General features: G+C 56.1%; 24 protein-coding genes. 13 read left to right on the top strand and 11 right to left on the bottom strand.

Features of this window, described 5'->3' with window-relative positions; all coding sequences use genetic code 11:
• Nucleotides 1-2: 2 nt before the first annotated feature.
• Complete coding sequence (locus tag ABR39_RS14325) at nt 3-683, top strand: EAL domain-containing protein (protein ID WP_047347474.1); 681 nt, start codon at nt 3-5, stop codon at nt 681-683.
• A gap of 34 nt (nt 684-717) precedes the next feature.
• On the opposite strand, the gene nlpA is transcribed toward ABR39_RS14325, so the two are convergent.
• Together nlpA and ABR39_RS14315 are read right to left on the bottom strand one after the other, a co-directional pair.
• A complete protein-coding gene (nlpA, locus tag ABR39_RS14320; protein ID WP_205626276.1) occupies nt 718-1536 on the bottom strand; it encodes a lipoprotein NlpA in 819 nt (272 codons plus the stop codon).
• Nucleotides 1537-1723: 187 nt separating this feature from the next.
• Nucleotides 1724-2143: a GNAT family N-acetyltransferase gene (locus ABR39_RS14315; protein ID WP_047347472.1), complete on the bottom strand. Its 420-nt coding sequence runs from the start codon at nt 2141-2143 to the stop codon at nt 1724-1726.
• Between the two features lie 186 nt (nt 2144-2329).
• On the opposite strand from ABR39_RS14315, the gene ABR39_RS14310 reads away from it, so the two are divergent.
• From ABR39_RS14310 to ABR39_RS14290, 5 genes are all read left to right on the top strand, one after another.
• Complete coding sequence (locus ABR39_RS14310) at nt 2330-2899, top strand: TetR/AcrR family transcriptional regulator (protein ID WP_047347471.1); 570 nt, start codon at nt 2330-2332, stop codon at nt 2897-2899.
• A gap of 148 nt (nt 2900-3047) precedes the next feature.
• Complete coding sequence (locus tag ABR39_RS14305) at nt 3048-4169, top strand: efflux RND transporter periplasmic adaptor subunit (RefSeq protein WP_047347470.1); 1122 nt, start codon at nt 3048-3050, stop codon at nt 4167-4169.
• Nucleotides 4169-7279: an efflux RND transporter permease subunit gene (locus ABR39_RS14300; RefSeq protein ID WP_047347469.1), complete on the top strand. Its 3111-nt coding sequence runs from the start codon at nt 4169-4171 to the stop codon at nt 7277-7279. The genes ABR39_RS14305 and ABR39_RS14300 overlap by 1 nt, the downstream gene beginning before the upstream one ends.
• Nucleotides 7279-8643, top strand: a complete 1365-nt coding sequence (locus ABR39_RS14295) for an efflux transporter outer membrane subunit (protein WP_047347468.1) — start codon at nt 7279-7281, stop codon at nt 8641-8643. The genes ABR39_RS14300 and ABR39_RS14295 overlap by 1 nt, the downstream gene beginning before the upstream one ends.
• 65 nt (nt 8644-8708) lie before the next feature.
• Nucleotides 8709-9059, top strand: a complete 351-nt coding sequence (locus tag ABR39_RS14290; protein ID WP_346417722.1) for a YicS family protein — start codon at nt 8709-8711, stop codon at nt 9057-9059.
• A 61-nt stretch (nt 9060-9120) separates the two neighbouring features.
• On the opposite strand, the gene ABR39_RS14285 is transcribed toward ABR39_RS14290, so the two are convergent.
• Nucleotides 9121-10071, bottom strand: coding sequence for a LacI family DNA-binding transcriptional regulator (locus ABR39_RS14285; RefSeq protein ID WP_023293714.1), 951 nt, complete (start codon nt 10069-10071; stop codon nt 9121-9123).
• Between the two features lie 293 nt (nt 10072-10364).
• On the opposite strand from ABR39_RS14285, the gene ABR39_RS14280 reads away from it, so the two are divergent.
• From ABR39_RS14280 to ABR39_RS14255, 6 genes are all read left to right on the top strand, one after another.
• Entirely contained in the window at nt 10365-10679 is a 315-nt protein-coding gene (locus tag ABR39_RS14280) for a PTS sugar transporter subunit IIB (protein WP_010426508.1), read from the top strand.
• A gap of 11 nt (nt 10680-10690) precedes the next feature.
• The gene (locus ABR39_RS14275; RefSeq protein ID WP_047347466.1) at nt 10691-12016 is read left to right on the top strand and encodes a PTS sugar transporter subunit IIC; all 1326 of its coding nucleotides are present in this window, start codon (nt 10691-10693) and stop codon (nt 12014-12016) included.
• A 17-nt stretch (nt 12017-12033) separates the two neighbouring features.
• Nucleotides 12034-13410 carry a glycoside hydrolase family 1 protein gene (locus ABR39_RS14270; protein ID WP_047347465.1) on the top strand — a complete coding sequence of 459 codons (1377 nt, stop codon included), beginning with the start codon at nt 12034-12036 and terminating at the stop codon, nt 13408-13410.
• Between the two features lie 5 nt (nt 13411-13415).
• The gene (locus ABR39_RS14265; protein ID WP_028015653.1) at nt 13416-13718 is read left to right on the top strand and encodes a PTS lactose/cellobiose transporter subunit IIA; all 303 of its coding nucleotides are present in this window, start codon (nt 13416-13418) and stop codon (nt 13716-13718) included.
• 137 nt (nt 13719-13855) lie between these two features.
• Nucleotides 13856-15235: a carbohydrate porin gene (locus ABR39_RS14260; RefSeq protein ID WP_047347464.1), complete on the top strand. Its 1380-nt coding sequence runs from the start codon at nt 13856-13858 to the stop codon at nt 15233-15235.
• 581 nt (nt 15236-15816) lie between these two features.
• Nucleotides 15817-16722: a DMT family transporter gene (locus ABR39_RS14255; RefSeq protein ID WP_047347463.1), complete on the top strand. Its 906-nt coding sequence runs from the start codon at nt 15817-15819 to the stop codon at nt 16720-16722.
• Between the two features lie 111 nt (nt 16723-16833).
• Here the strand turns inward: ABR39_RS14255 and nepI are convergent, their stop codons facing one another.
• The gene (gene nepI / locus ABR39_RS14250; protein WP_047347462.1) at nt 16834-18024 is read right to left on the bottom strand and encodes a purine ribonucleoside efflux pump NepI; all 1191 of its coding nucleotides are present in this window, start codon (nt 18022-18024) and stop codon (nt 16834-16836) included.
• 207 nt (nt 18025-18231) lie between these two features.
• On the opposite strand from nepI, the gene ABR39_RS14245 reads away from it, so the two are divergent.
• A complete protein-coding gene (locus tag ABR39_RS14245) occupies nt 18232-19230 on the top strand; it encodes an aldo/keto reductase (protein WP_047347461.1) in 999 nt (332 codons plus the stop codon).
• Nucleotides 19231-19298: 68 nt separating this feature from the next.
• Here the strand turns inward: ABR39_RS14245 and ABR39_RS14240 are convergent, their stop codons facing one another.
• The 7 genes from ABR39_RS14240 to ABR39_RS14210 are packed head-to-tail and all read right to left on the bottom strand — an operon-like array spanning nt 19299 to nt 24601.
• Complete coding sequence (locus ABR39_RS14240) at nt 19299-20474, bottom strand: acetyl-CoA C-acetyltransferase (RefSeq protein WP_047347460.1); 1176 nt, start codon at nt 20472-20474, stop codon at nt 19299-19301.
• The gene (locus ABR39_RS14235) at nt 20471-20884 is read right to left on the bottom strand and encodes a carboxymuconolactone decarboxylase family protein (protein ID WP_047347459.1); all 414 of its coding nucleotides are present in this window, start codon (nt 20882-20884) and stop codon (nt 20471-20473) included. Before ABR39_RS14235 ends, ABR39_RS14240 begins: the two co-directional genes overlap by 4 nt.
• Nucleotides 20871-22091 carry an MFS transporter gene (locus tag ABR39_RS14230; protein ID WP_045285310.1) on the bottom strand — a complete coding sequence of 407 codons (1221 nt, stop codon included), beginning with the start codon at nt 22089-22091 and terminating at the stop codon, nt 20871-20873. The genes ABR39_RS14235 and ABR39_RS14230 overlap by 14 nt, the downstream gene beginning before the upstream one ends.
• A gap of 21 nt (nt 22092-22112) precedes the next feature.
• A complete protein-coding gene (locus ABR39_RS14225; protein ID WP_047347458.1) occupies nt 22113-22763 on the bottom strand; it encodes an HAD family hydrolase in 651 nt (216 codons plus the stop codon).
• Nucleotides 22764-22766: 3 nt separating this feature from the next.
• Nucleotides 22767-22991, bottom strand: coding sequence for a tautomerase family protein (locus tag ABR39_RS14220; protein WP_047347457.1), 225 nt, complete (start codon nt 22989-22991; stop codon nt 22767-22769).
• Nucleotides 22992-22998: 7 nt separating this feature from the next.
• Entirely contained in the window at nt 22999-23832 is an 834-nt protein-coding gene (locus tag ABR39_RS14215) for a hypothetical protein (RefSeq protein WP_047347456.1), read from the bottom strand.
• A complete protein-coding gene (locus ABR39_RS14210; protein WP_047347455.1) occupies nt 23825-24601 on the bottom strand; it encodes an AfsA-related hotdog domain-containing protein in 777 nt (258 codons plus the stop codon). Before ABR39_RS14210 ends, ABR39_RS14215 begins: the two co-directional genes overlap by 8 nt.
• Nucleotides 24602-24608 lie beyond the last annotated feature (7 nt).

Here is a 24608-nt window from a genome sequence, read left to right as displayed (position 1 = left end):
TCATGTACACCGTTCTTCCCTCTCCCATGCTGCATACCATTACGGGGCTGCGGTTTCAGCCTTTAGTGGATTTTCATTCCGGCCAGGCCGTAGCGCATGAGGTTCTTGTGGAGATCCACAACGTCAATCTGGAGGTGTTCTTCGCTTCGCTGCCCGCCCGCTGTGCGCTGCAAATCTTTTTCTGGCAGGCAAACACGCTGTTACGGAGGCAGGACAAAGGCCAGTACTGGCTAAATTTTCCGGCAGATCGGCTGCTTGACCCCAAAGCTATCGAACTGTTGCTAGCCCTACGCCACCAGCAGCGCTTAACGATTGAGATTCAGGACCCGCTAACCCTGACCCGCATGAGTACCGCGGAGCAACGCTACATCCATAAAAACCTGCACCGACTTAAGGCGGCAGGCTGGAAAATCTGGCTGGACGACCTGACGTACGAGCTCGCCGACGACTATGCGCGACTTGCCCTGCCGGTTGACGGCATCAAGCTTGACCGATCAGAGCTCAATGCCGCTGCCCGGTTTGACGCATTCGTTCACTTTGTCAGAGGTAACATTGCCAGAGCTGTCGTCGTTGAAGGGATTGAAACCGCGCAGGATCTGCAGCGAGCCCGCGCGTCGGGAGCCCGGTTTGGCCAGGGTTTTCTCTGGCCAGAAAGCCGGATAGACGCCAGCGTGACGGCGTAAAGGCCGGTGGCGTCAGGTTGACATTTTTACGGTTTTACCAGCCCGGCACCGCCCCGCCGTTAAAGATCGTTTCAGCCGCTTTTGCCACTTCAGGCGACTGATAGGACTGGATAAATTCCTTTACGTTCTCTGCGTCTTTATTGTCTTCACGCGTCACCACGATGTTCACGTACGGCGAGTTTTTATCTTCAATAAAGACGCTGTCATGCACCGGCGACAGCCCGGTTTGCTGGATATAGGTGGTGCTGATGATGGCAACATCCACTTTCGGGTCATCCAGCACGCGCGGTAGCTGCGCCCCTTCCAGCTCCATAATCTTAAGATTTTTAGGGTTTGCGGTAATATCCAGCGCCGTCGGCAGCAGTCCGACGTCCGGCTTCAGGGTAATCAGCTTCTCTTTTTGCAGCAGCAACAGCGCGCGCCCCAGGTTGGTCGGATCGTTTGGAATGGCGATAGTCGCCCCGTCCTTCAGGTCGGATACGGATTTGATTTTGCGGGAATAGCCGGCCATCGGAAAGACGAAGGTGTTCGCCACGGCCACCAGCTTATAGTTATGCGCCTTGTTATCTTCTGCGAGGAACGGGCGATGCTGGAAGACGTTGGCATCCAGTTCTCCCTGGTTGGTGGCATCGTTGGGCAGCAGCGAACCGCTGAACCCCACCAGCTCCACGTCGAGGCCATATTTCTCTTTTGCCACTTTTTTAGCAACTTCCGCCACGTCCTGTTCAGCGCCATTGATGACGCCGACTTTAATGTGTTTGGCATCGCTGCCACTTTGATCGCATCCTGCCAGCAGCAGACCCGCGAGAACCAGAGCACCCAATCGACGTTTCACAAGACAGTTCCTTTTGATAAATGGTGTAGTGACTATATCGACAACGAGACGCTGAAATAAAAACCGAAAAAGAATCAATAAGAAGGATAAGTTATATGCGGTCTGTTGCCGGGTGGCGCTGCGCTTACCCGGCCTACATGACGGGGGAAGTGTAGGCCCGGTAAGCGTAGCGCCACCGGGCGATGAACCTCGATGCCTACCGGGCTTATAGCGCCTTCGCCAGATAATGGCGCTGCATGCCCGCATAAGGATAATCCTGCAAAGACATCTGCAGCTGATATCCCTGTTTTTCGTAGAACGGACGCGCCTGGAAGCTGGCGGTATCCACCAGCGCGTGCTTGCACCCTTTACGTCTGGCTTCCTCTTCTGCCGCTTTGATGAGCTGGCTGCCCACGCCGGTGCCCCGCACGGTGTCGCTCACCCAGAGAAAATCAATATTCAGCCAGTCGCCTTTTCGCACGCCGATCAAGCCGCCCAGCATGACGCCTTTTTCGTCTCGTACGTACACACCCATATCGCCGCTAAAGGTCGCCAGATCTAAAAACCGCGCGTTATACGCTCTCAGCCCCGTTAATAACTCTTCTTTTTCTGCGGGTGTAACATTTTCTGTTATGCTCAGGTGCATATTTCTCTCCTTATTTTCCACGCAATCTGAATATCTCACAGCTTAACCTTCATAAAAACTCCTTATTTCCTCCATTGTTTAAACGAGGAAATATTCATTCAATATGTAAATAAAAAAAGCCTTTCCAAAAGGCACCCAAAACGTATAATGAGAACGATCATTCTCACTTTTAAACGATAGCCGACGATGAGCACAAAGCTGGAAGAACGACAAAAACTGCGCCAGGACGAGATCGTCACCGCCGCGCGCCGCTGCTTTCGCGCCAGCGGATTTCATGCTGCCAGCATGTCGCAGATCGCCAGCGAGGCGAAGCTCAGCGTCGGGCAAATTTACCGTTATTTCAGCAACAAAGACGCGATTATTGAAGAGATGATCCGCCGCATCATCGACTCGCGCATCGAGGAGATGCAGGGCAAAACGCTGGTGGAGGGGATGCCGCAGGCCCTCGCCTGGCGACAGACGCTCAACGAAGATGACGATGCGCTGATGCTCGAAATGTCCGCCGAGGCCACGCGTAATCCTCAGGTTGCCGCCATGCTGATAGAAGCCGAATCACGTATGTTCGCCAACGCCTGTGCGCACCTGAAAAAACAGTTTCCCCACCTGAGCGATGAGCATATTCGCTGCTGCGTGGAGATTACCGCCGTGATGATTGAAGGCACCATTTACCGTCGACTTACGCCATTAAAAGTACCCTCAGAAAAATTAGAGCCCATTTATCAGGATATTTTAAATATGCTTTTCAGTGCGAAGTAATCGCATATGAATAATTAGCGGGAATAAGTCATTCCCCATTTTTACATTTCTGGCTCAGCCAGAGATGCGGTATCGCTGTGCCTTTAATTAGCCCTCCTCCCCGTTAAGCCATTAACAGGGCAGGCATCGTTCACCCTGGAAAAAGATTATGAAAACCATAACAACCTCCATCGCAGCATTATTCCTCCTGACAGGGTGCGATAATGCGCAAACATCTGCTCCCCAGCATCCCCTTCCGGAAGTGGGGATTGTCACGCTCATGAGCCAGCCGGTTTCCGTCGTCAGTGAACTGACTGGCCGCACCACCGCCACGATGAGCGCCGAAGTGCGCCCGCAGGTGGGCGGCATTATCCAGAAGCGGCTCTTCACCGAAGGCGATACGGTGAAAGCCGGACAGGCGCTGTATCAAATCGATCCCTCCAGCTACCGCGCCGCGTTTGATGAAGCCGCCGCGGCGCTAAAGCAGGCTCAGGCGCTGGTCGAGGCCGATTGCCAGAAGGCCCGGCGCTATGCGCAGCTGGTGAAAGATGACGGCGTGTCGCGCCAGGATGCGGAAGACGCAAAATCCACCTGTTCACAGGACAAGGCCAGCGTCGAATCAAAGAAGGCCGCGCAGGAGAGCGCGCGCATTAACCTCAACTGGACCACCGTGACCGCACCGATTGCCGGACGCATCGGCATCTCCTCCGTCACCCCCGGCGCGCTGGTGACCGCCCAGCAGGACACCGCGCTCGCCACCATTCGCGGGCTCGACCAAATGTACGTTGATTTAACCCGTTCCAGCGCCGATCTGCTGCGGTTACGTAAGCAAACCCTTGCCGCGAATAGCGATACGCTAAGCGTGTCGTTAATTCTCGAAGACGGCAGCACCTACGGTGAAAAAGGCCGCCTGGCATTAACCGAAGTCGCGGTCGATGAATCGACCGGCTCCGTCACGCTGCGCGCCGTCTTCCCGAACCCGCAGCATCAGCTTCTGCCCGGCATGTTTGTCCGCGCCAGAGTGGATGAAGGCATCATGAACGACGCGATCCTGGCACCGCAGCAGGGCATCACCCGCGACGCCAAAGGCACCGCTACCGCGCTGGTGGTGAACGCCAGCAATAAGGTCGAGCAGCGTCAGCTGGAGACGGGCGACACCTACGGCGACAAATGGCTGGTGCTGAGCGGCCTGAAAGCGGGCGATAAGCTGATTGTGGAAGGCACTGACAAAGTCACCGCCGGGCAGGAAGTGAAAGCCGAAGAGATGAAAACCAGCGGAGGGAACGCCTGATGTTTTCCCGCTTCTTCGTGCGTCGCCCGGTGTTTGCCTGGGTGATCGCCATTCTTATCATGCTCGCCGGGATGCTGGCCATCCGCTCGCTGCCCGTCGCGCAGTACCCGGACGTCGCGCCGCCGTCGATCAAAATCTCCGCCACCTATACCGGTGCCTCCGCGCAGACGCTGGAAAACAGCGTGACGCAGGTGATCGAGCAGCAGCTCACCGGGCTGGATAACCTGCTCTACTTCACCTCCACCAGCAGCTCGGACGGGTCGGTAAGCATCAACGTCACCTTCGAGCAGGGAACCGACCCGGACACCGCTCAGGTGCAGGTGCAGAACAAAGTCCAGCAGGCGGAATCACGCCTGCCCACCGAGGTGCAGCAGACCGGGATCACCGTCGAGAAATCGCAGAGCAACTTCCTGCTGATCATGGGCGTGTACGATAAAACCGACACCGCCAGCAGCTCGGATATTGCCGACTGGCTGGTGAGTAATATGCAGGACCCGCTGGCGCGCGTGGAAGGCGTCGGCAGCCTGCAGGTGTTCGGGGCGGAATACGCGATGCGCATCTGGCTCGACCCGGCGAAGCTGGCCTCTTACTCGCTGATGCCGTCCGACGTGCAGAGCGCGATCGAGGCCCAGAACGTGCAGGTTTCCGCCGGTAAAATCGGCGCACTGCCCTCGTCGAACGCCCAGCAGCTGACCGCGACCGTGCGCGCCCAGTCGCGCCTGCAGACGGTGGATCAGTTTAAAAACATCATCGTGAAGAGCCAGTCCAGCGGCGCGGTCGTGCACATCAGCGACGTCGCCCGCGTGGAGATGGGCAGCGAAGATTACACCGCCACCGCGAAGCTGAACGGCCACCCGGCGGCGGGTATGGCGGTCATGCTCTCACCGGGTGCGAACGCGCTCAACACCGCGACGGCGGTAAAAGACAAGATTGCTGAGTTCAAAAAGTCGATGCCGGAAGGCTACGACGTGGCCTACCCGAAAGACAGCACCGAGTTCATCAAGATCTCGGTTGAGGACGTGATTCAGACCCTGTTCGAAGCCATTATCCTCGTGGTGGTGGTGATGTACCTGTTCCTGCAAAACATCCGCGCGACGCTGATCCCAGCGCTGGCGGTACCTGTTGTTCTGCTGGGCACCTTCGGCGTGCTGGCGCTGTTCGGCTATTCCATTAACACCCTGACGCTGTTTGCGATGGTGCTGGCGATTGGGCTTTTGGTGGATGACGCCATCGTGGTGGTGGAAAACGTTGAGCGTATTATGCGCGACGAAGGCCTGCCCGCCCGCGAAGCCACCGAAAAATCGATGGGCGAAATCTCCGGTGCGCTGATCGCCATTGCGCTGGTGCTCTCTGCGGTATTCCTGCCGATGGCCTTCTTCGGCGGCTCCACCGGGGTGATTTACCGTCAGTTCTCGGTCACCATCATTTCGGCGATGTTCCTCTCCGTGGTGGTGGCGTTGACCCTGACGCCGGCGCTCTGCGGCTCCATTCTGAGCCACACGGCTCCGCACAAAAAGGGCTTCTTCGGCGCGTTTAACCGCTTCTACAGCAGGACCGAGCATGGCTATCAGAACAAGGTGCTGCGGGCCCTGCGCCGCTCCGGCGGCATGCTGGTCATCTACGCCCTGCTCTGTGGTGCGATGGGCTTCGCCATGCTTAAGCTGCCGGGCAGCTTCCTGCCAACGGAAGACCAGGGCGAAATCATGGTGCAGTACACCCTGCCAGCCGGCGCGACGACGGTACGTACCGCCGAAGTCAGCCGCCAGGTGCGCGAGTGGTTCCTCACCAAAGAGAAAGCCAACACCAACGTTATCTTCACCATTGAGGGTTTCAGCTTTAGCGGCAGCGGCCAGAACGCCGGGATGGCGTTTGTCTCCCTGAAAAACTGGTCAGAGCGTAAAGGCGATGAGAATACCGCGCAGGCCATTGCCCTGCGCGCCACGCAGGAGCTGAGCACCATACGCGATGCCACCATCTTCGCCATGACACCGCCGGCGGTGGACGGCCTGGGCCAGAGCAACGGTTTTACCTTTGAGCTGATGGCCAGCGGCGGCACCGACCGCGACGCGCTGCTGAAGTTGCGTAATCAGCTGATTGGCAAAGCTAACCAGGATGCCTCGCTGCACGCGGTGCGCGCCAACGATCTGCCGCAGATGCCGCAGCTTCAGGTGGATATCGATAACAACAAAGCAGTGTCGCTGGGGCTCACCCTGAGCGACGTCACCGACACCCTCTCCAGCGCCTGGGGCGGCACCTACGTGAACGACTTTATCGATCGCGGTCGCGTGAAGAAGGTCTACATCCAGGGCGACAGCGACGCTCGCGCCGTGCCGTCCGATCTCAACAAATGGTATGTGCGCGGCAGCGACAGCACCATGACGCCGTTCTCCGCCTTCGCCACCACCCGCTGGGAGTACGGCCCGGAAAGCCTGGTGCGCTATAACGGCTCGGCGGCGTATGAAATTCAGGGCGAGAACGCCAGCGGCGCCAGCTCCGGTACGGCGATGAGCACAATGGAGCAGCTGGCGAATAACCTGCCGTCCGGCAGCACCTGGGCGTGGAGCGGTTTGTCGTTGCAGGAAAAACTGGCGAGCGGTCAGGCGATGAGCCTCTATGCCCTCTCGATCCTGGTGGTGTTCCTGTGTCTGGCGGCGCTGTATGAGAGCTGGTCGGTGCCGATTTCCGTCATTCTGGTGATCCCGCTTGGGGTGCTGGGTGCGGCGCTTGCCGCCTCCCTGCGCGGCCTGAGCAACGATGTCTACTTCCAGGTGGCGCTGCTGACCACCATCGGCCTGTCGTCGAAGAACGCCATTTTGATTGTTGAATTTGCCGAGGCAAAAGTCGCCGAAGGCTATTCCCTGACGCGCGCCGCGCTGCGTGCCGCTCAGACGCGTCTGCGCCCCATCATCATGACCTCGCTGGCGTTTATCGCAGGCGTGACGCCGCTGGCAATCGCCACCGGGGCAGGTGCTAACAGCCGCGTGGCGATCGGTACCGGCATTATCGGAGGAACGCTCGCCGCCACGCTGCTGGCGATCTTCTTCGTCCCCTTATTCTTTGTACTGGTGAAACGTCTGTTCTCCGGTAAGCACTCCAACCGGAGGTCATAATGTTTCGTGTAACCGTATTAACGTTAGCGCTGCTGAGCGCGGGCTGCGTGTCGTTAGACCCAACGTATCAGCGCCCGGACGCCCCCGTCCCGGCAACCTTACCCGGCGCGCACGGCGAAGCCACCGCCGTGGTGAGCCAGTGGCAGCAGGTAATGAACGACTCGCGCCTGAAAAGCGTGGTGACGATGGCGCTTAACAGCAACCGCGACGTGCAAAAAGCGATTGCGGATATCGACGCCGCCCGCGCCCAGTACGGTGAAACGCGCTCGTCCCTGTTCCCGACGGTAGACGCCGAGCTGAGCCACACTCGCAGCCGCACGCTGGCAAGCGGCGTCGCGACAAGCGATGAGGCCAACGGCGCGGTCTCCAGCTTCGAGCTGGATCTGTTTGGCCGCAACCAGAGCCTCTCCCGCGCCGCGCGTGAAACCTGGCTTGCCAGCGAATTCACCGCGCAGAACACGCGCCTGACGATGGTCAGCGAGCTGACCACCGCCTGGGTGACGCTGGCGGCGGATAACAGCAACCTGGCGCTGGCGAAATCGACGATGGAGAGCGCGGCGAACTCGCTCAAGATTGTGAAGCGCCAGCGTGAGGTCGGCGTGGCGGCGGCTACGGACGTCAGCTCTGCGATGGCGGTTTACCAGCAGGCGCGCGCCAGCGTGGCGAGCTACCAGACGCAGGTGATGCAGGACAAAAACGCTCTTAATCTGCTGGCGGGCGATACGGTGCCGGACAACCTGCTGCCGGGCACGCTGGAGAGCCTGAGCGATAACGCCATCACGCTGATCCCGGCGGGCGTCAGCTCCAGCGCGCTGCTGCGTCGCCCGGACATTCAGGAAGCCGAGCATAACCTGCTGAGCGCCAACGCCAACATCGGCGCGGCGCGCGCCAATTTCTTCCCGACCATCTCGCTCACCGCCAGCGCGGGCGTCGGCAGCGATTCGCTGTCGTCCCTGTTCAGCCACGGGATGAAGGTCTGGTCGTTTGCGCCGTCCATCACCCTGCCGCTGTTTAGCGGTGGCAACAATCTGGCGCAGCTGCGCTATGCAGAAGCCGAGAAAAAAGGGTTAATTGCGACCTACGAAAAAGCCATCCAGAGCGCGTTTAAGGACGTGGCCGACGCGCTGGCGCGCCGTGAAACGCTCAGCGAGCAGCTGGATGCCCAGCGAGAATACGTGGCGGCCGAGCAAAAAACGCTGGATGTGGCAACGCGCAGCTATCAGGCAGGCGCGGGGGATTATCTGACGGTACTGACCGCGCAGCGGTCGCTGTGGTCGGCGCAGTCGTCGCTAATCGCGTTACAACAAACCGACCTGGAAAACCGCATCACCCTGTGGCAGTCGCTCGGGGGCGGTATTCAGTAGCGCTTGCGGGCCAATCCTGAAACGCGGTGAAGAGAAAATTCATACTTTCGGCTGGCGTCGCTACACTGAATGTAACGATATATTTCATGGGAAGCATGTGTCTCTTAAAGGGGGTTTCGATGAAAGCTGCGCACCTGGTCTGCCTGCTGGTTTGTCTGCTCTTCGCTGCGTTTGTCCATGCTCAGGAAAAGGACGACCCGGCGAAAGAGGCTCAGATCAAGCAACAGGTTCTTAGAGATGTGAAGAAAACCTGTACGCCACAGAAAAAACAGAGCGATAAGGCCTGGCAGGAGATGATTTTGTCGTCCGAGGCCAATCAGCTGCTGATCAAAAACGCCATTACCGCCGTCAAGCGCGACAACCTGGACGCCTACTGGGCCGCGATTGGCCAGGTGGATTGTATGGAAGATTATTGAGGGCTGGAAACGTGCTTCTCGCCGGGTGGCGGCTGCGCCTTACCCGGCCTACACAATATTTTTAACGCTTACGTACATCCGGAATGATCAAATCCCCGCGCAGAACGTAGGACCCGAGCATCTGCGTTTTCTCCGTCAGCCAGCTCACGATACGCGCCGCCATCGCATCCATTGAATATTCAATCGCCGGGATCACCGGAATACCCGGCAGGTGCAGCGATCCGGCCAGGCTGAAGACCATAATGTCGTCCGGCACGGATTTATTAAACGCCTGCAGCTGCGGGATCACCCGCTGGGCTTCCTGTTCGTCCGCCACCAGCAGCGCGTTGAAATTCAGCGTGCTAGCGTTATTCAGCAGCTCCTGTAGCGCAACGGACGAAGAGGTGGCGTCCATAAAAACAAGGTTGCGATTAAAGGGCAGGAAATTTTTCTCAAGCGCGTGTTTGTAGCCAAGCAGCACCTGGTCAGCAAAACCGCTGCCGTGCGGGTGGATCAGCGCAATCTGGCGACGCCCCTGGCTGGTCAGGTAGTTACAGGCGGTTTCGGCGGCAAAGGCGTGATCGAACTGAATGCTGTTGGAATTATCAGACTCCATACAGTCAACCAGGATAACGTTGTCCATATCGACGTCCAGCGGGAAACGCGCGCCAATCACCAGGATGTCATCGCAGAGCCCGCAGGAGAGCTCTTCCAGGGCGTGCATCACTTCCGCTTTGCTATGCGCGAAGCGCAGCAGCAGGTGTTTTTGATGCTGACTGAGCTGTTTTTCCAGCGCGTAGAGATAACCGGTGGTCTGGTTAATGTTTTCCTGGGCGCAAATGACCCCGATACAGCCCGTCGACTGGCTCAGCAGCGACTGCGCAATCACATTAGGGCGGTAGTTAAGTTCATCCACGGCCTTCAGAACGGCCTGACGGCTGGCTTCCTTTACGCCACGCGACCCACTCAACACTCGCGATACCGTGGCTTTAGACACCCCGGCAAGACGTGATACATCATTGATTGTCGACATCTCTTTCCCCTGACAGGCTTACCTCGTGCCTGCAAATTCCATGACCGCTTCGGCTCACATTATAGCCAGAACGGAGTATATCCGTTTCCGTTTTCCATGGAAACCGATTTTCCGTTTCCACTCAAAATGATGTCAAAACAGCCAAATTCTGTGACGTACATCGGGTTAATTAGCCTCATAAATCAGGGTTCTTGATGGTTGTCACACTTCTGTCTTTTATAAATGGAAACCGGTTTCCATATGATATCCAATCATCAGCGCAATAACTTTTTACATTTAGAGGATGGTTGTCGATGTTCAAGATAATGCTGTGCTGCTCTGCAGGGATGTCCACCAGCCTGCTGGTCAGCAAAATGGTCGATGTCGCGAAAGAACGTGGTTTGCCGGTGAAGATTGATGCGTACGGCGTTTCCGAATTTGATACGCAGTTTCCGCAATATCAGGTTGTCCTTCTCGGACCGCAGGTGAAATACATGTTAAAGACACTCTCAGACAAGGCGGCGACGCAAGGCATTCCGGTACAGCCCATCGACATGATGGACTACGGCATGCAGCGTGGCGATAAAGTACTGGACTATGCTCTGTCGCTCATCGAAGCGGCACACTAAAAGGTGTTCACATGAGTTCGTTATATCAATCCATGGTCGCGGTGATTGAGCAGTCAATTACCCCGCTGGCCGCGAAGCTCGGTCAGCAAAAGTATGTGATTGCCATCCGCGACGGCTTTACCGCCGCGCTGCCGTTCATGATCATCGGCTCGTTTATGCTGGTGTTCATCTTCCCGCCGTTCTCGGCGGATACCACCAACAGCTTCGCCCGCGGTTGGCTGGATTTCTCCCAAACCTACCGCGAGCAGCTGATGCTGCCGTTTAACCTCAGCATGGGCGTGATGACCTTCTTCATTTCGGTGGGGATTGGGGCGAGCCTGGGTCGTCAGTTTAACCTCGACCCGGTGATGTCCGGCCTGCTGGCCTTTATGGCCTTCCTGCTGGTCGCCGCGCCGTATGCCGACGGTAAGATCTCCACGCAGTACCTTTCTGGTCAGGGCATCTTTACCGCGCTGATCACCGCGATTTACGCCACCCGCGTTTACGCGTGGCTGAAGCAGAACAACGTGACCATTCGCCTGCCGAAGGAAGTCCCGACCGGCGTGGCGCGTTCGTTTGAGATCCTGATCCCGGTGATGGTGGTGATCGGCACGCTGCACCCGCTGAACCTGTTCATCGAAGCGCAGACCGGCATGATTATCCCGCAGGCGATTATGCATCTGCTGGAGCCGCTGGTGTCCGCGTCTGACTCGCTGCCGGCGATTCTGCTCTCCGTGCTGCTGTGCCAGATCTTCTGGTTTGCCGGTATTCACGGCTCGCTTATCGTCACCGGCATCATGAACCCGTTCTGGATGGCAAACCTCTCGGCAAACCAGGCGGCGCTGGCGGCCGGCGCGGCGCTGCCGCACGTCTACCTGCAGGGCTTCTGGGACCACTACCTGCTGATTGGCGGCGTAGGCTCCACGCTGCCGCTGGCGTTCCTGCTGCTGCGCAGCCGCGTCACGCACCTGCGCACCATCGGCAAAATGGGCGTGGTGCCAAGCTTCTTTAACATCAACGAGCCGATTCTGTTCGGCGCGCCGATCATCATGAACCCGATGCTGTTTATTCCGTTCGTGTTCGTTCCGCTGGTGAACGCCTGCCTGGCGTACGGCGCAACCAAGCTCGGCTGGCTGGCGCAGGTTGTATCGTTAACCCCGTGGACCACCCCTGCACCGATTGGCGCCTCGTGGGCGGCGAACTGGGCGCTGAGCCCGGTGGTGATGTGCCTGGTCTGTATGGTGATGTCCGCGCTGATGTACCTGCCGTTCCTGCGCGCCTATGAGCGTACGCTGATGAAAAACGAAGAGCAGAAAGCTCAGGCGACCGTCGGTGCCGCCGAGACCGCAAGCCATTAAGTCAAAGAGGAAGAGTCATGAAATACGCATTTCCCGATAACTTCTGGTGGGGCAGCGCAAGCTCCGCTCTCCAGACCGAAGGGGCAAGAGAGGGGGAAACCACGTGGGATTACTGGTTTGCCCGCGAGCCGAACCGTTTTCACAACGGCGTGGGGCCGCAGCAGACCTCCACGTTTTATCAGCACTGGAAAACGGACATTCAGCTGTTAAAGCAGCTGAACCACAACAGCTTTCGCACGTCGATTAGCTGGGCGCGCCTGATCCCCGACGGCATCGGTGAAGTGAACCCGGAGGCGGTCGATTTTTATAATCAGGTCATTGATGAGCTGAATGAACAGGGCATCACGCCGTTTATCACCCTGTTCCATTTCGACATGCCGATGGCGATGCAGGAGATCGGAGGCTGGGAAAACCGCGACGTGGTGCACGCTTACGCCCGCTATGCGCAGATTTGCTTCGATCTGTTTGGCGACCGCGTGCTGCACTGGTTTACCTTCAACGAGCCCATCGTCCCGGTGGAGGGCGGTTATCTGTACGACTTCCACTATCCCAACGTGGTCGATTTCCGCCGGGCGGCTACCGTGGCGTATCACACCGTGCTGGCCCATTCGCTGGCGGTGCGCGCATACCGAGCCGGGCATTACGCGGGGGAAATCGGCATCGTGTTGAACCTGACGCCGTCCTACCCGCGCTCGCAAAACCCGGCCGACGTCAAAGCGGCGCACGTGGCGGACCTGATGTTTAACCGCAGCTTCCTCGACCCGGTGCTGCGCGGGGAGTATCCGGCCGATCTGGTGGCGTTGTTGAAATCCTACGATCAGCTGCCCGCCTGCAAGCCGGAAGATGGTTTCCTGATTGCGGAAGGGAAAATCGACCTGCTCGGCGTTAACTACTATCAGCCGCGTCGCGTGAAGTGTCGCGACAGCGCGGTGAACCCGCAGGCGCCGTTTATGCCGGAATGGTTCTTTGATAGTTACGAGATGCCGGGCCGCAAGATGAACCCGTACCGCGGCTGGGAAATCTACGAGCCGGGTATTTACGATATTCTGGTTAACCTGCGCGACAATTACGGCAACCCTCGCTGCTTTATTTCTGAAAACGGCATGGGCGTCGAAAACGAGCAGCGTTTTATTGAAAATGGCCAGATTAACGATCAATACCGCATTGATTTTATATCCGGGCATTTAACCTGGCTGCACAAAGGCATTAGCGAAGGGTGCAATTGTCTTGGCTACCATATGTGGACATTTATTGATAACTGGTCGTGGTGCAATGCGTATAAAAATCGCTACGGATTTATCCAGCTCGATTTAAAGACGCAGCAGCGCACCATTAAGAAAAGCGGGGAGTGGTTTGCCGCCACCGCCTTAAATAACAGCTTTGACAGAGAGTAATTGTGATGATCGTATTAGAAGAAGCCGTAATGGAAATTATCGTCAATGCCGGCCAGTCCCGCAGCCTATGCTTTGAGGCACTGCACGCGGCGCGTCAGGGCAACATTGACGAAGCCAAAAGCCTGCTGCGCGAAGCCGATGGCTACGCGCGCCAGGCGCACAAGATGCAGACCAAACTGATCGAGCAGGATGCAGGTGAAGCCCGCCAGCCGATGACCTTAATTATGGTGCACGCGCAGGATCATTTAATGAATTCGCTATTAGCGCGTGAACTGTCTGAAGAAATTATTCATTTATATCAGAGATAATCTATGGCGAAATAAATTACTGTAATACCTCTGGACCTTAAATAGAATTCCACTTGTTCTGATGATAGCGACATACTCTGTCAGATCGGAGCGGGATGGTTATTGTCTGAATAAAATTAAACTATATTGAGATAACCATGAATACGATTAAAAAACTTCCATTAACCATGGCGGTTATCGCCGCGCTTTGCCCAATTTCCGTGCTCGCACAGGAATTCACGCAGGAGCAAATTGACGCCATTGTGGCAAAAGCGGTGGACAAAGCCCTGGCCGAGCGTCAGGCCAAAATGGACGCTGCCGTCGCGAAAAAAGCGGACGTGGTGACCGAGCCGCAAAGCGCGGCGCAGTCCCCGGACATGGCGATTCCGTTCGGCATTAAGTTTACCGGCTACGCCCGCTACGGCGCGCACTTCCAGGCCGCCGATCAGAAATACGTGGCGGTAGACGGCTCCTATAACGGCGCGTCCGCGATTGGTCGTCTGGGTAACGAAGGCAACGGCGGGGAATTCCAGCTCTCCAAAGCCTTTAAGGGTGAAAACGGCGCCATCTGGGACATCAACGTGATGATCGATCACTGGGGCGATGAAGTTAACCTGAAAAAGGCCTACGCCGGGGTGACCAATATTATGGCGTCTAACCCGAACGCCTACTTCTGGGCCGGCCGCGACTTCCACCAGCGTCCGCAGCAGGGCATTAACGATTACTTCTGGATGAACCACGACGGCCAGGGCGCCGGGGTGAAGAACTTCGATATCGGCGGCGTGCAGTTTGACGTCGCAGCCGTGGCGGCGGTGGAATCCTGTAGCCCGGAAGTGATGGAAGATGAAGCGAACCCGTCGCGCATCACCTGTACCGGCGGTTCCGGCACGGGCGATAAAGGCAACTACGCAGCGACCTCAAAAATCCACGGCATGAAGCTCGGCCCGATCGACATGGAGCTGTATGCCAACTACGGCTTTGACTCCAAGGCGGTGGAGAGCGACGAGCGTCTGAACGCCTGGCAGGGCGGCGTGGTGCTGAGCCACACCAACGACAGCGGCGTGAACAAGGTGATTGCCCGCTACTCTGATAACGCGGACAACAGCGTGTTCAACAAAACCGAGGACCTGACCACGGTCTACGCCAGCTTCGAAGGGCTGTACAAATTCACCCAGGCCACGCAGGTAGAGTACATCCTCGCCTTCCACGACTACGACAACAGCCGCGATAAAACCGACAACCGCAAGAACTACAATGCCATCGTGCGTCCGATGCACTGGTGGAACGACGTTCACTCCACCTGGCTGGAAGCGGGCTGGCAGCATGTGGATTACGATAACGGCGGCGACAACAAGGGCTGGAAGCTGACCCTCTCGCAGAACATGTCTATCGCCATGGGGCCGGAGTTCCGTCCGATGCTGCGCTTCTACGTGACCGGCGGCAAAGTGGATAACGAACGCACCGCGCGCGTGAACGGCACCAAAGACGAAACGCTCGACGACTTCAACGTCGGCGCGATGTGGGAGGCGTGGTTCTAAGATAAAAGCAAAACGGCAACGCAACGTTGCCGTTTTTAGTGTTTGCTCCCTCTCCCTGTGGGCTGAGGGATCCCCAGTAATTTTTTTAACCGGAAGCGGTGAATGTTGTTTCAGGAAAATGAATGGATTACAGCGATGCCCTGGTCCGGCTGTAAATCGCCGAGGCGTTTCCGTAAGGCCGGGGCGAGGCGCAGGGATGCGCCGAGAGGGCGTGGCCTGCAGGGATGCAGGCTCATGCCCGACCCGATAGCCTGAAGGAATAAGCTGAGGGTACCGCAAAGCGGCGATTTACCGCCGGGAGCCCGGGTCGCCAGGGTGGTGGCGATTGAGCCACCCTGGCACGTTCACCGGCCATGTCGTTACAGAGTAGCAAGGAACATGAAGTGAACGGAATGACCACCAGAGCCGTATGTTCCCCCTCACCCCAGCCCTCTCCCTCAAGGGAGAGGGGGTCGTCCGTGCAGGCATTATTTTGTGGGGAACCCTCAGCCCCGTGGGAGAGGGCCGGGTTGAGGGCATCAGGCCGCACACAACCATGCTATGCTGTTGACCGAATTAACGACAACATCGCAGGGGAGAACATGGGTTCCACACGTAAAGGGATGCTAAACGTCCTGATCGCCGCCGTTTTATGGGGAAGTTCAGGCGTTTGCGCGCAGTACATCATGGAGAAAAGCCACATTTCTTCGCCTTACCTGACCATGGTTCGCCTGCTGTTTACCGGCGTGATCCTGCTGACCTTATCCTTCGTTCACGGCGACAAGATTTTCTCGGTCATCAAACATCGCAAAGACGCCATCAGCCTGCTGATTTTCTCGCTGGTCGGCGCGCTTACCGTGCAGCTTACCTTCCTGCTGACGATTGAAAAATCCAACGCTGCGACCGCCACCGTGCTGCAGTTTCTGTCGCCGACGATTATCGTGGCGTGGTTCGCGCTGGCGCGGAAAAAGCGCCCCGGCGTGTTTGTCCTGTCCGCCATCATGACGTCGCTTGTCGGCACCTTCCTGCTGGTCACCCACGGCGATCCGACATCGCTCTCCATCTCCCCTGCCGCGCTGTTCTTCGGCATTGCCTCGGCCTTTGCCGCGGCGTTTTACACAACGTATCCGTCAACGCTTATTGCCCGCTACGGCACGCTGCCGATTGTCGGCTGGAGTATGTTGATTGCCGGATTGATGCTGACGCCGTTTTACGCCGGACGCGGAACCACGTTCGTGATCGACGGCAGCCTGTTGCTGGCGTTCTTCTACCTGGTGGTGATCGGCACGGCGCTAACGTTCAGCCTGTATCTGAAAGGCGCGCAGATGATCGGCGGGCCGAAGGCGAGCATTCTGAGCTGCGCCGAGCCGCTGAGCAGCGCGCTGCTGTCGGTGATTTTGCTGGGCGTGGCGTTCACCCTGCCGGACTGGCTTGGGACGCTGCTGATCGTATCGTCGGTGGTGTTGATTTCGATGGATTCGCGTAGAAGGGTTAAGGCATCGGCGTAGCCTGATGTCCCCTCACCCCGGCCCTCTCCCCAAAGGGGCGAGGGTGAAAAGACAGCATCGAGCAGTCCCCTCTCCCCTGGGGGAGAGGGTTAGGGTGAGGGGGGGAATTTACTACTTCGCCTTAACCTTCCCCGCCACCAGCAGCGCCGTCAGCAGCATCAGCGTGCCGGAAATCACCAGCGGTGACGTCAGCCCCAGATGGTCAAGCGCAACGCCGCCCACCGCCGCGCCGCAGGTGTTTGCCAGCTGGATCACCGCCACCTGAATCGACCCGGCTTTCTCCGCCTGATCGGCCAGCGTTCGGGTGATCCACGTCGACCAGCCGACCGGGATCAGCGCAAAGGCAAAGCCCCAGATAATCGCAATCGCAGACGCCACCCACTTATCGCTGCCCCACAGTACCAGCACCGCTGCACTGACAGCCAGCACCAGCGGTGCTCCCGCCAGCGCCACTTTCAGGGAGCGTTTCAGGAACTGGGACGACAGCGAGGTGCCGACAAAGCTGGCGATACCGAAGCTCAGGAGCACCAGCGTCAGGCCGTCCACGTCAAAACCGGCCATGGTCATAAACACCGGGCGGATATAGGTGAAGAAGGCAAACTGCCCGGCAAAGGCCATAAAGATGGCGGTCATCCCCGCCAGCACGCCGGGACGCTTCAGCAGCGCGAACATGTTCTGCTTATGGTGCGCCGCTTCGCCCGGCAGCGACGGCAGCGCTTTCCACACCCAGATAATGCACAGCAGCCCCATCACCGCCGCCGCATTGAAGACGTTACGCCAGCCGATAATCCCGCCGAGAAAACTGCCGAGCGGCGCAGCGATCACCAGCGCGATGGAGACCGCGCCAAAGATAACGGACAGGGCTTTTGGCACCGTACGAGCCGGCACCAGGCGCATAGTGAGCGAGGCCGACATCGCCCAGAAGCCGCCAAGCCCCAAGCCAAGACAGGCGCGGCCCAGCAGCAGCAGGGTGAAGCTTTCAGCGAAAGAGACCAGCAGGCAGGAGAGCGTCAGCAGCACGCTGAAAAGAATGACCACTTTACGGCGGTCAATCGCGCCAATCACCTGCGTGATAAACAGGCTGGCGAACATCGCCACAAAGGCGGTGACGGTAACGGACTGCCCCGCCACGCCTTCGGAAATGCCCAAGTCCTGCGCCATCGGCGTCAGCAGGCTCACCGGCAGAAACTCAACGGTAATCAGGCAGGCGACGCAGAACGCCACGGAAAAAACCGCCGACCAGTTGGGGCGAGTAACCTCTTTGGTCTGCGGTTTGGTCGAGGGCTGGATATGTTCTGTCATGGCGTCACCTGAAGATAAAAACGTGCGGAAAAGTCGCGCAGTTTATCATCAAAAGTGTGACGAATTTAACGTTTAGACAACTTTTGTCGTTTTTAATGAGCCAGGAGGGAGAGCGTCGTCGACTGATACCTTTTCAGCATAACGAAAATGAAAATTCAGTATCCACATTTGAGGTGAAACAATCATAGCGTCTGAAAAGGAGAAACTATGAAAACACGTACTTTATCTCAAAATCTTACCGTCAGTGCTGTCGGCTATGGTGCCATGGGTCTGAGTGAATTTTACGGCCAGACTAATGACAAAGCCTCACTGCAGGTATTGCATAGCCTCATCGATCTGAACGTGACGTTTATTGATACCGCAAATTTATATGGCCGAGGTCATAATGAAAGACTAATCGGTCATTTCCTTGCCGGGCTGGATAAAAGCACTCGCGAGCAGTTCAAAATAGCCACGAAGTGCGGCATCGACCGCTCGCCTGACGAGTCTTACGCCCGCACCATCAACAATACGCCTGACTATATCATCCGCTGCTGTAATGAGTCCCTCAAGCGGCTTGGCGTGGAGCGAATCGACCTCTTTTATCTTCACAGATTGAGTAACGCCACCCCAGTCGAAGAGAGTATGGATTGTCTGCGCACCCTGGTGAAAGAGGGCAAGATCAACCACATCGGCCTTTGCGAAGTGTCTGCTGCAACGCTGCAACGGGCCCATGCGGTACATCCGGTCACCGCGCTGCAAACGGAATATTCTTTGTGGACACGCGATATCGAGGAAAGCATTCTGCCGGTCGTTAAAGAGCTAGGTATTGGTCTGGTGCCCTACTCGCCTCTTGGCAGAGGCTTCCTGACGGGAAAATACCTGAACAATAGCGAGTTTGCAGAAGGTGATTTCCGTAGAAATAACGAACGCTTTGTTCAGTCCAGCCTCGATCATAATCGCCAGCTGCTCGATGTCATCCACCCGCTGGCGGCGAAGTACGGCTGTACCGCAGGTCAGATTGCCCTTGCCTGGCTGTTAGCGCAATACGATAAGCTTGTTCCCATTCCTGGCACTAAGCACCTCAACTATCTGACCGAGAATGCGCAAGCAGCCGATATTGTGCTTGATATGAATGACATTGAATCATTGAATAACCTTCATCGCCGGATAGCGATCAAAGGCGATCGCTATTCCGCCGAGGGTATGAAGGGCGTGAACGCCTGATACCTCATCATGAAATAAAAAAACCGGGCTTCCCCGGTTTTTTTATGTCTACGGATACGCCGCGCCTGTTAGCGATAAACGCTCAACGCGACGCCTTCCCCACCACCTACGCACAGTGCGGCGACGCCACGCTTGCCGTCGTTACGGACCAGGGAATGAACCAGCGTCACCAAAATCCGGCAGCCAGATGCGCCTATCGCATGCCCAAGCGCGATGGCCCCGCCGTAAGGATTGATACGATCCGGGGAAATCCCAGCCTGCTGAATCACCGCCAGCGCCTGGGCGGCAAACGCTTCGTTGGATTCAAGGTGATCGACATCCTCAGGCTTCCATCCCGAGCGGGAAAGACAGTCGGCAATGGCTTGAATCGGGGCTGCCCCCATTAATGCCGGCTGGATACCGGAATTGGTAAACACGCCCAACGAAGCCAGAACCGGCAAGCCACGCGCTTCGGCGGTATCACGCGTACAAAGCAACACCGCAGCGGCACCGTCATTCAGCGATGACGCATTTCCCGCCGTCACCGTTCCCTCTTTTCGGAAGACAGGCCTCAGCTTCGTCAATTTTTCAATACTGGTTGCACGCGGCCCTTCATCCCTCTCTACGCTAATCGTTTCGCCTTTTCGCGTCAGCCACTCAACCGGAACAATTTCGCGCTCAAAAATGCCGCGCGCCTGCGCTTCAAGCGCATTGTGATGAGAGACAAGGGCATACTCATCCTGCATTTCGCGGCTGATACCAAACTCCGTTGCAACATTCTCAGCGGTGATACCCATATGATAATCATTGAAGGCATCCCAGAGCCCGTCAGAAACCAGGCTATCTTTGAGAGTGATATCACCCAGCCGCGTTCCGCTACGCGACGTCATGGCGATATGCGGCGCGTTGGACATACTCTCCTGACCGCCGGCGATAACAAACTCAGCCTCACCCGTCCGGAGCGCCTGCATACCTAGATGGACCGCCTTAAGCCCAGAACCACACACTTTATTGATTGTCAGACATTGCGTTTCTACCGGTAATCCGGCATTCAGGGCCGACTGACGGGCCGGATTCTGACCGCAGCCCGCAGTAAGAACCTGCCCCATAATGACCTGAGAGATATCACTGGCCTCAACGCCCGATTCTTTCAGGAGCGCCTGAATGACCCGGCTTCCCAGGTCAGAGGCGGAATGCTCCGCAAGCGCGCCCTGAAATGCGCCCGTCGCCGTGCGCCGGGCTGCAATAATGACAACCTCGCTCATGCGCCTTCCCCTTTCAGTCCTGGCAAGGTATGACCCGTCGCGGCCATTGCCGCCCGGTATGCAGTAAGACCATTCATACAGGCGGGAACGCCAGCATACACCGCCATCTGTATCACGATTTCAAGCAGCTCTTCCGGCGTCACGCCTGTGTTGAGCGCGCCTCTCATATGCAGTTCCAGTTGCGGCATGGCATTACCCAGCGTCACAAGCGAGGCGACGGTCAGCATTTCGCGCGTTTTGAGATCCAGTCCCGGACGCCCCACCACATCCCCGAACGCATAGTCGGTAATCAGGGCGGGCAGCCCCGGGTCCAGCTCGCTCAGGCGGCGGGTGACTTTATCCGCGAGTCCCGCTTCAAGACGGTCCATAATCTCTCTGCCATAGCGCGTGCGGTCATTAATTTGACTCATAAGATTTCTCCAGTGGGGACTGTTTTGCGGTCAACGTTGCAGGAATAACCGCGACAAGCAGAACGGACAGGCCGATGGCCGTGCCGGCGACGATATACAGGAGCGGCATTGAAAATGCTGAAACCATCCAGGCACCGACCGACGCGCCGATACCAATGGCGGTATTGAAAAACGAAACGTAGATTGCGGAGGCCGGGAAAGCTTTATCTTCAGCCATACGTAAAACCCAGGTCTGGAAGCCGACAAATATTCCTGACACGGCAACGCCCCAGACAATCATGCTGATGAATATCAACGCAGCAGAGAGCGAGGACCCAGACAGGCCCAGGAACAGCAGCACTGCACAGATCAGCAGTACAGACAAAGAGACTGTCAGCTTGAGATACTTATCAATCAACACGCCGGTCAGAAAGTTACCGGCCAGACCCGCGATGCCGTAAACAAAAAGCACAGCGGGAATAAAGGCGGTGGACAGTAAACTCTGCGTGTGCAGCCAGGGTTCAATGTACGTAAAGGCGGCAAAGTGGGCCGTAACGGCCAGCAGGGTAGCGGAGTAAATTTTCCACAAGGTAGACGATTTCAGCACGCCTTTAAGCGCATCCAGGCCAAGCGCACTTTTGCTGGTGATCTGGGGAACAAGCACGCTAATACCCACAAAGGCAATTACGCTCAGCGCGGCCATCAGCCAAAATGCCTGCCGCCAGCCGAAGTGAATACCAATGTAGTTGGATACCGGCACGCCAAAAACGCTTGCTGCGGAGACGCCACCAAATACGATAGACGTTGCCGCCCCAATATATCGGGCAGGAACGATAGCAACCGCCGTTGCGCCGATCATCGCCCAGAATGCACCGTGAGCAAGCGCACCCAGCACTCGGGCGCTAAGCAGCATGCTGTAGGTGTTTACCGTCGCGGCCATGATGTTGGAGATCAGAAGCACCACGGTGAGCACGAGTAAAAGGCGTTTCTTGGCCACATTGCCTAAAAAGACGGATGCAAACAGCGCACTCAACGCCCCCACCCAGGCATAAAGCGACACGGTCATGCCCACCGCGGATTCCGAAGACTGTAGCCCCTCTGCGATTGGCGTTAATAATCCGACCGGCGCCAGTTCGGTAGTGACAATAGTAAACGTTGAAATAGCCAGAATGAATAAAGCAAGCCATGACCTTAACGTCATATTTTGCAAAGAGAGTTCTGAAGTCATACTACTTACCTCAATGATAGTTTAAATAATTTGCCAATTTTTTTCTGTTGCATATCTGGTAAGCGCGGAATGCTCTCCCACACACACGGGATGCCCGATGGCTTCGAGCATTGGAATATCCGAAAGATCGTCACCGTAGGCATAACAATCCGCCGGGTTAATTTCCTTATCCCGGCAAAACGTCATAAGCGCGTCTTTTTTACCCGCTCCAATGGTTTGCGGCAGGCCGATTTCACCCGTTAACTCACCTGCTGCATTTATTATGACCGGCGCACAGAGTACATCCGTTACCCCAAGGTATTTCGCAATGGGTGAAAGAATCGGAAGCATAGAGCCAGATATAAATACGGTGTACATATTTTGGCTCTGATGTTTTTTAAGTGCTGCAACGGCGCTATCAATAAAAAACTCATTTTCCAGCTTATGCCTGAACCATTCCTCACCCATTTCGTCCAGATAACGACAAGATACACCTTTAAACTGGCGATAATACTCTCGGTTCAGCGTCTCCCTTGGCACACCGTTTTTTACGTCGGCTCGAAAGCGAGACATAAAGCGTTGAAGACGATCGTGTTGATTATTTTCCCTGCACCAGAAATCATAAAAATCAAACATACTTTTAATATTTATAAGCGTCTCATCAACGTCAAAAAATGCGGCGTGTTTACGCAAAGCCTATTCCTCGTAGTTTTTTCTTCGACTCTTAACCGGGAAATCTTTATCCGTACCAGGCACGCCTGCATCCGCCCAGCGGGAAGGCGGAATTTCAGAAACCACCACGGAAATTTTATCCAGCGGTGCACCTGTATTTTTGTGAACGGCAAACGTAATATCTTCCTGAAGCCTGATGATTTGATTTTCATCTTTCGTCGGCCAGGTCATCACATGAACAAACGGCATGCTTTTCTCACTCTATAGTTGTAAATTCATCGAAGGAACGGCCTTTGAGTTTTAAATGGGCATGGATATCGCCTCCAAGACCGTAAAAACCAATTGCACCGCCGTAGCTCTGACGCGAGCTCATATAAAGTACGACTACGTTAATAATTCTGTTTCCTTTCCTCTCCGGTGCCGGAAAAGGATCGGTTAACTCAGCCCAATATTCGGCATTGCCTTCGCTATCGGTTATAAATACGTTGGGTATGCCGAGCGGGCCAGGCCTGCTCGGCGCCTCAGAGGCTAAATCGTTTTCCCTGAGACTCATCACGGTATAAACGCTATCCGGAACAAGACTCCGGAACGAAAACGTGAACCGTGCTCGTTTTTTATCTTCGGACAACGTGACGTCAAAAGTTCCCTCTGCCTCAAGCCAGGCAGCGAGGGTAACAGGCTGGATGTCTCGCTTTCCATCGCTGCTGCGATAGTCCGCGATATAGCCGTCATGAAGCGGCACGCTCGGCCTCTTTTCTTTGTTGGCGTGCGGCCGCTGTTCCGGTGCGAAAATCATCCGATAGTTGTTCATCGGAATGGGTAAAGGAAGAGTATGAAGAATAATGTCCTTCAACGCGTCCTGGGGCATCTTTTCTATATCACACAGAATGTTATAGGGTGCGATTTCCCCAAAAGCCGGAAGCGCGCTGTTCGGTGAGACAATGACGCTTCGCCACTGCAAGCCGTTATCCCCAGGCACCATACCAACTACGACAAAATTACCCTTCCCGTCCATGACCTCCGCAGGGGGGTAAAGCGGCCCCTGCGTGGTCGCAGCCAGACGGTATTTCTGGCTACGTAATTCAGGCATGCGTTACCCCCTGAACCACCCCTTGCTGCTGAACGATGGCCGCCTGCATGGCAACCTCAGCCAGAGATTTTTCTTTCTCTGTAATCAGGGCGGAAGGATAGACGGTGAACGACACATCCATTGTCGCGCAAAGCGTTTGGTGCTGAGTGACGCGTACCTGAGCCTTGAAACGCCCCCGGCGGTCGTTAATATCTTTTTCAAGAAATTCAAAATGGACCAGCGCCGGTAAAGGGAACAAGAAACTGGCAAAATTGATTGCCATGCTATTAATGACGTAATAGCGCCCACTTTCCTGCTGGTAAATAAACTCTTCGGTGACGCCGATAAAGGCCTGTCGGCAGGCTTCAACCAGTAGCATTCCCTGAATATGCTGACCCGTCTGGTGATCCGCCATCAATTCGCAACGCTCGTCGATTAACAGAGGCATCGCATAAAGGTCGGGATTATGCTCAGCCTGTTCCGCAGGTCCTATAAGTACGTTCTGTTCCAGTTTTTTATGGCAATGTGCATTTTTTTTGTCGCTAACCAGTTTTTCCAGAGAGCACATTTTTAGTTTATTACCATGAATTGCGTTTCTTGCCTGGTTTGAAATTACTTTTCCGGCAAAATCCTTGCGCACGCCCTGCCCAACAATAATTTCATGTTCTTTATCAATGATATTCGCAGGGATCTGAGTCAATAATTCAAGCTGAGATATAGTCAGTACATCTTTACCGTTGGCAAATTCATTAAATTTATCGCCAACAACAACCAACTTTTTACAGTTCATTCATTGT

It is taken from the genome of Enterobacter genomosp. O (assembly GCF_001022965.1).
Classification (GTDB): Bacteria; Pseudomonadota; Gammaproteobacteria; order Enterobacterales; family Enterobacteriaceae; genus Enterobacter; species Enterobacter cloacae_L.
This window is presented reverse-complemented; position numbering and strand designations above follow the sequence as displayed.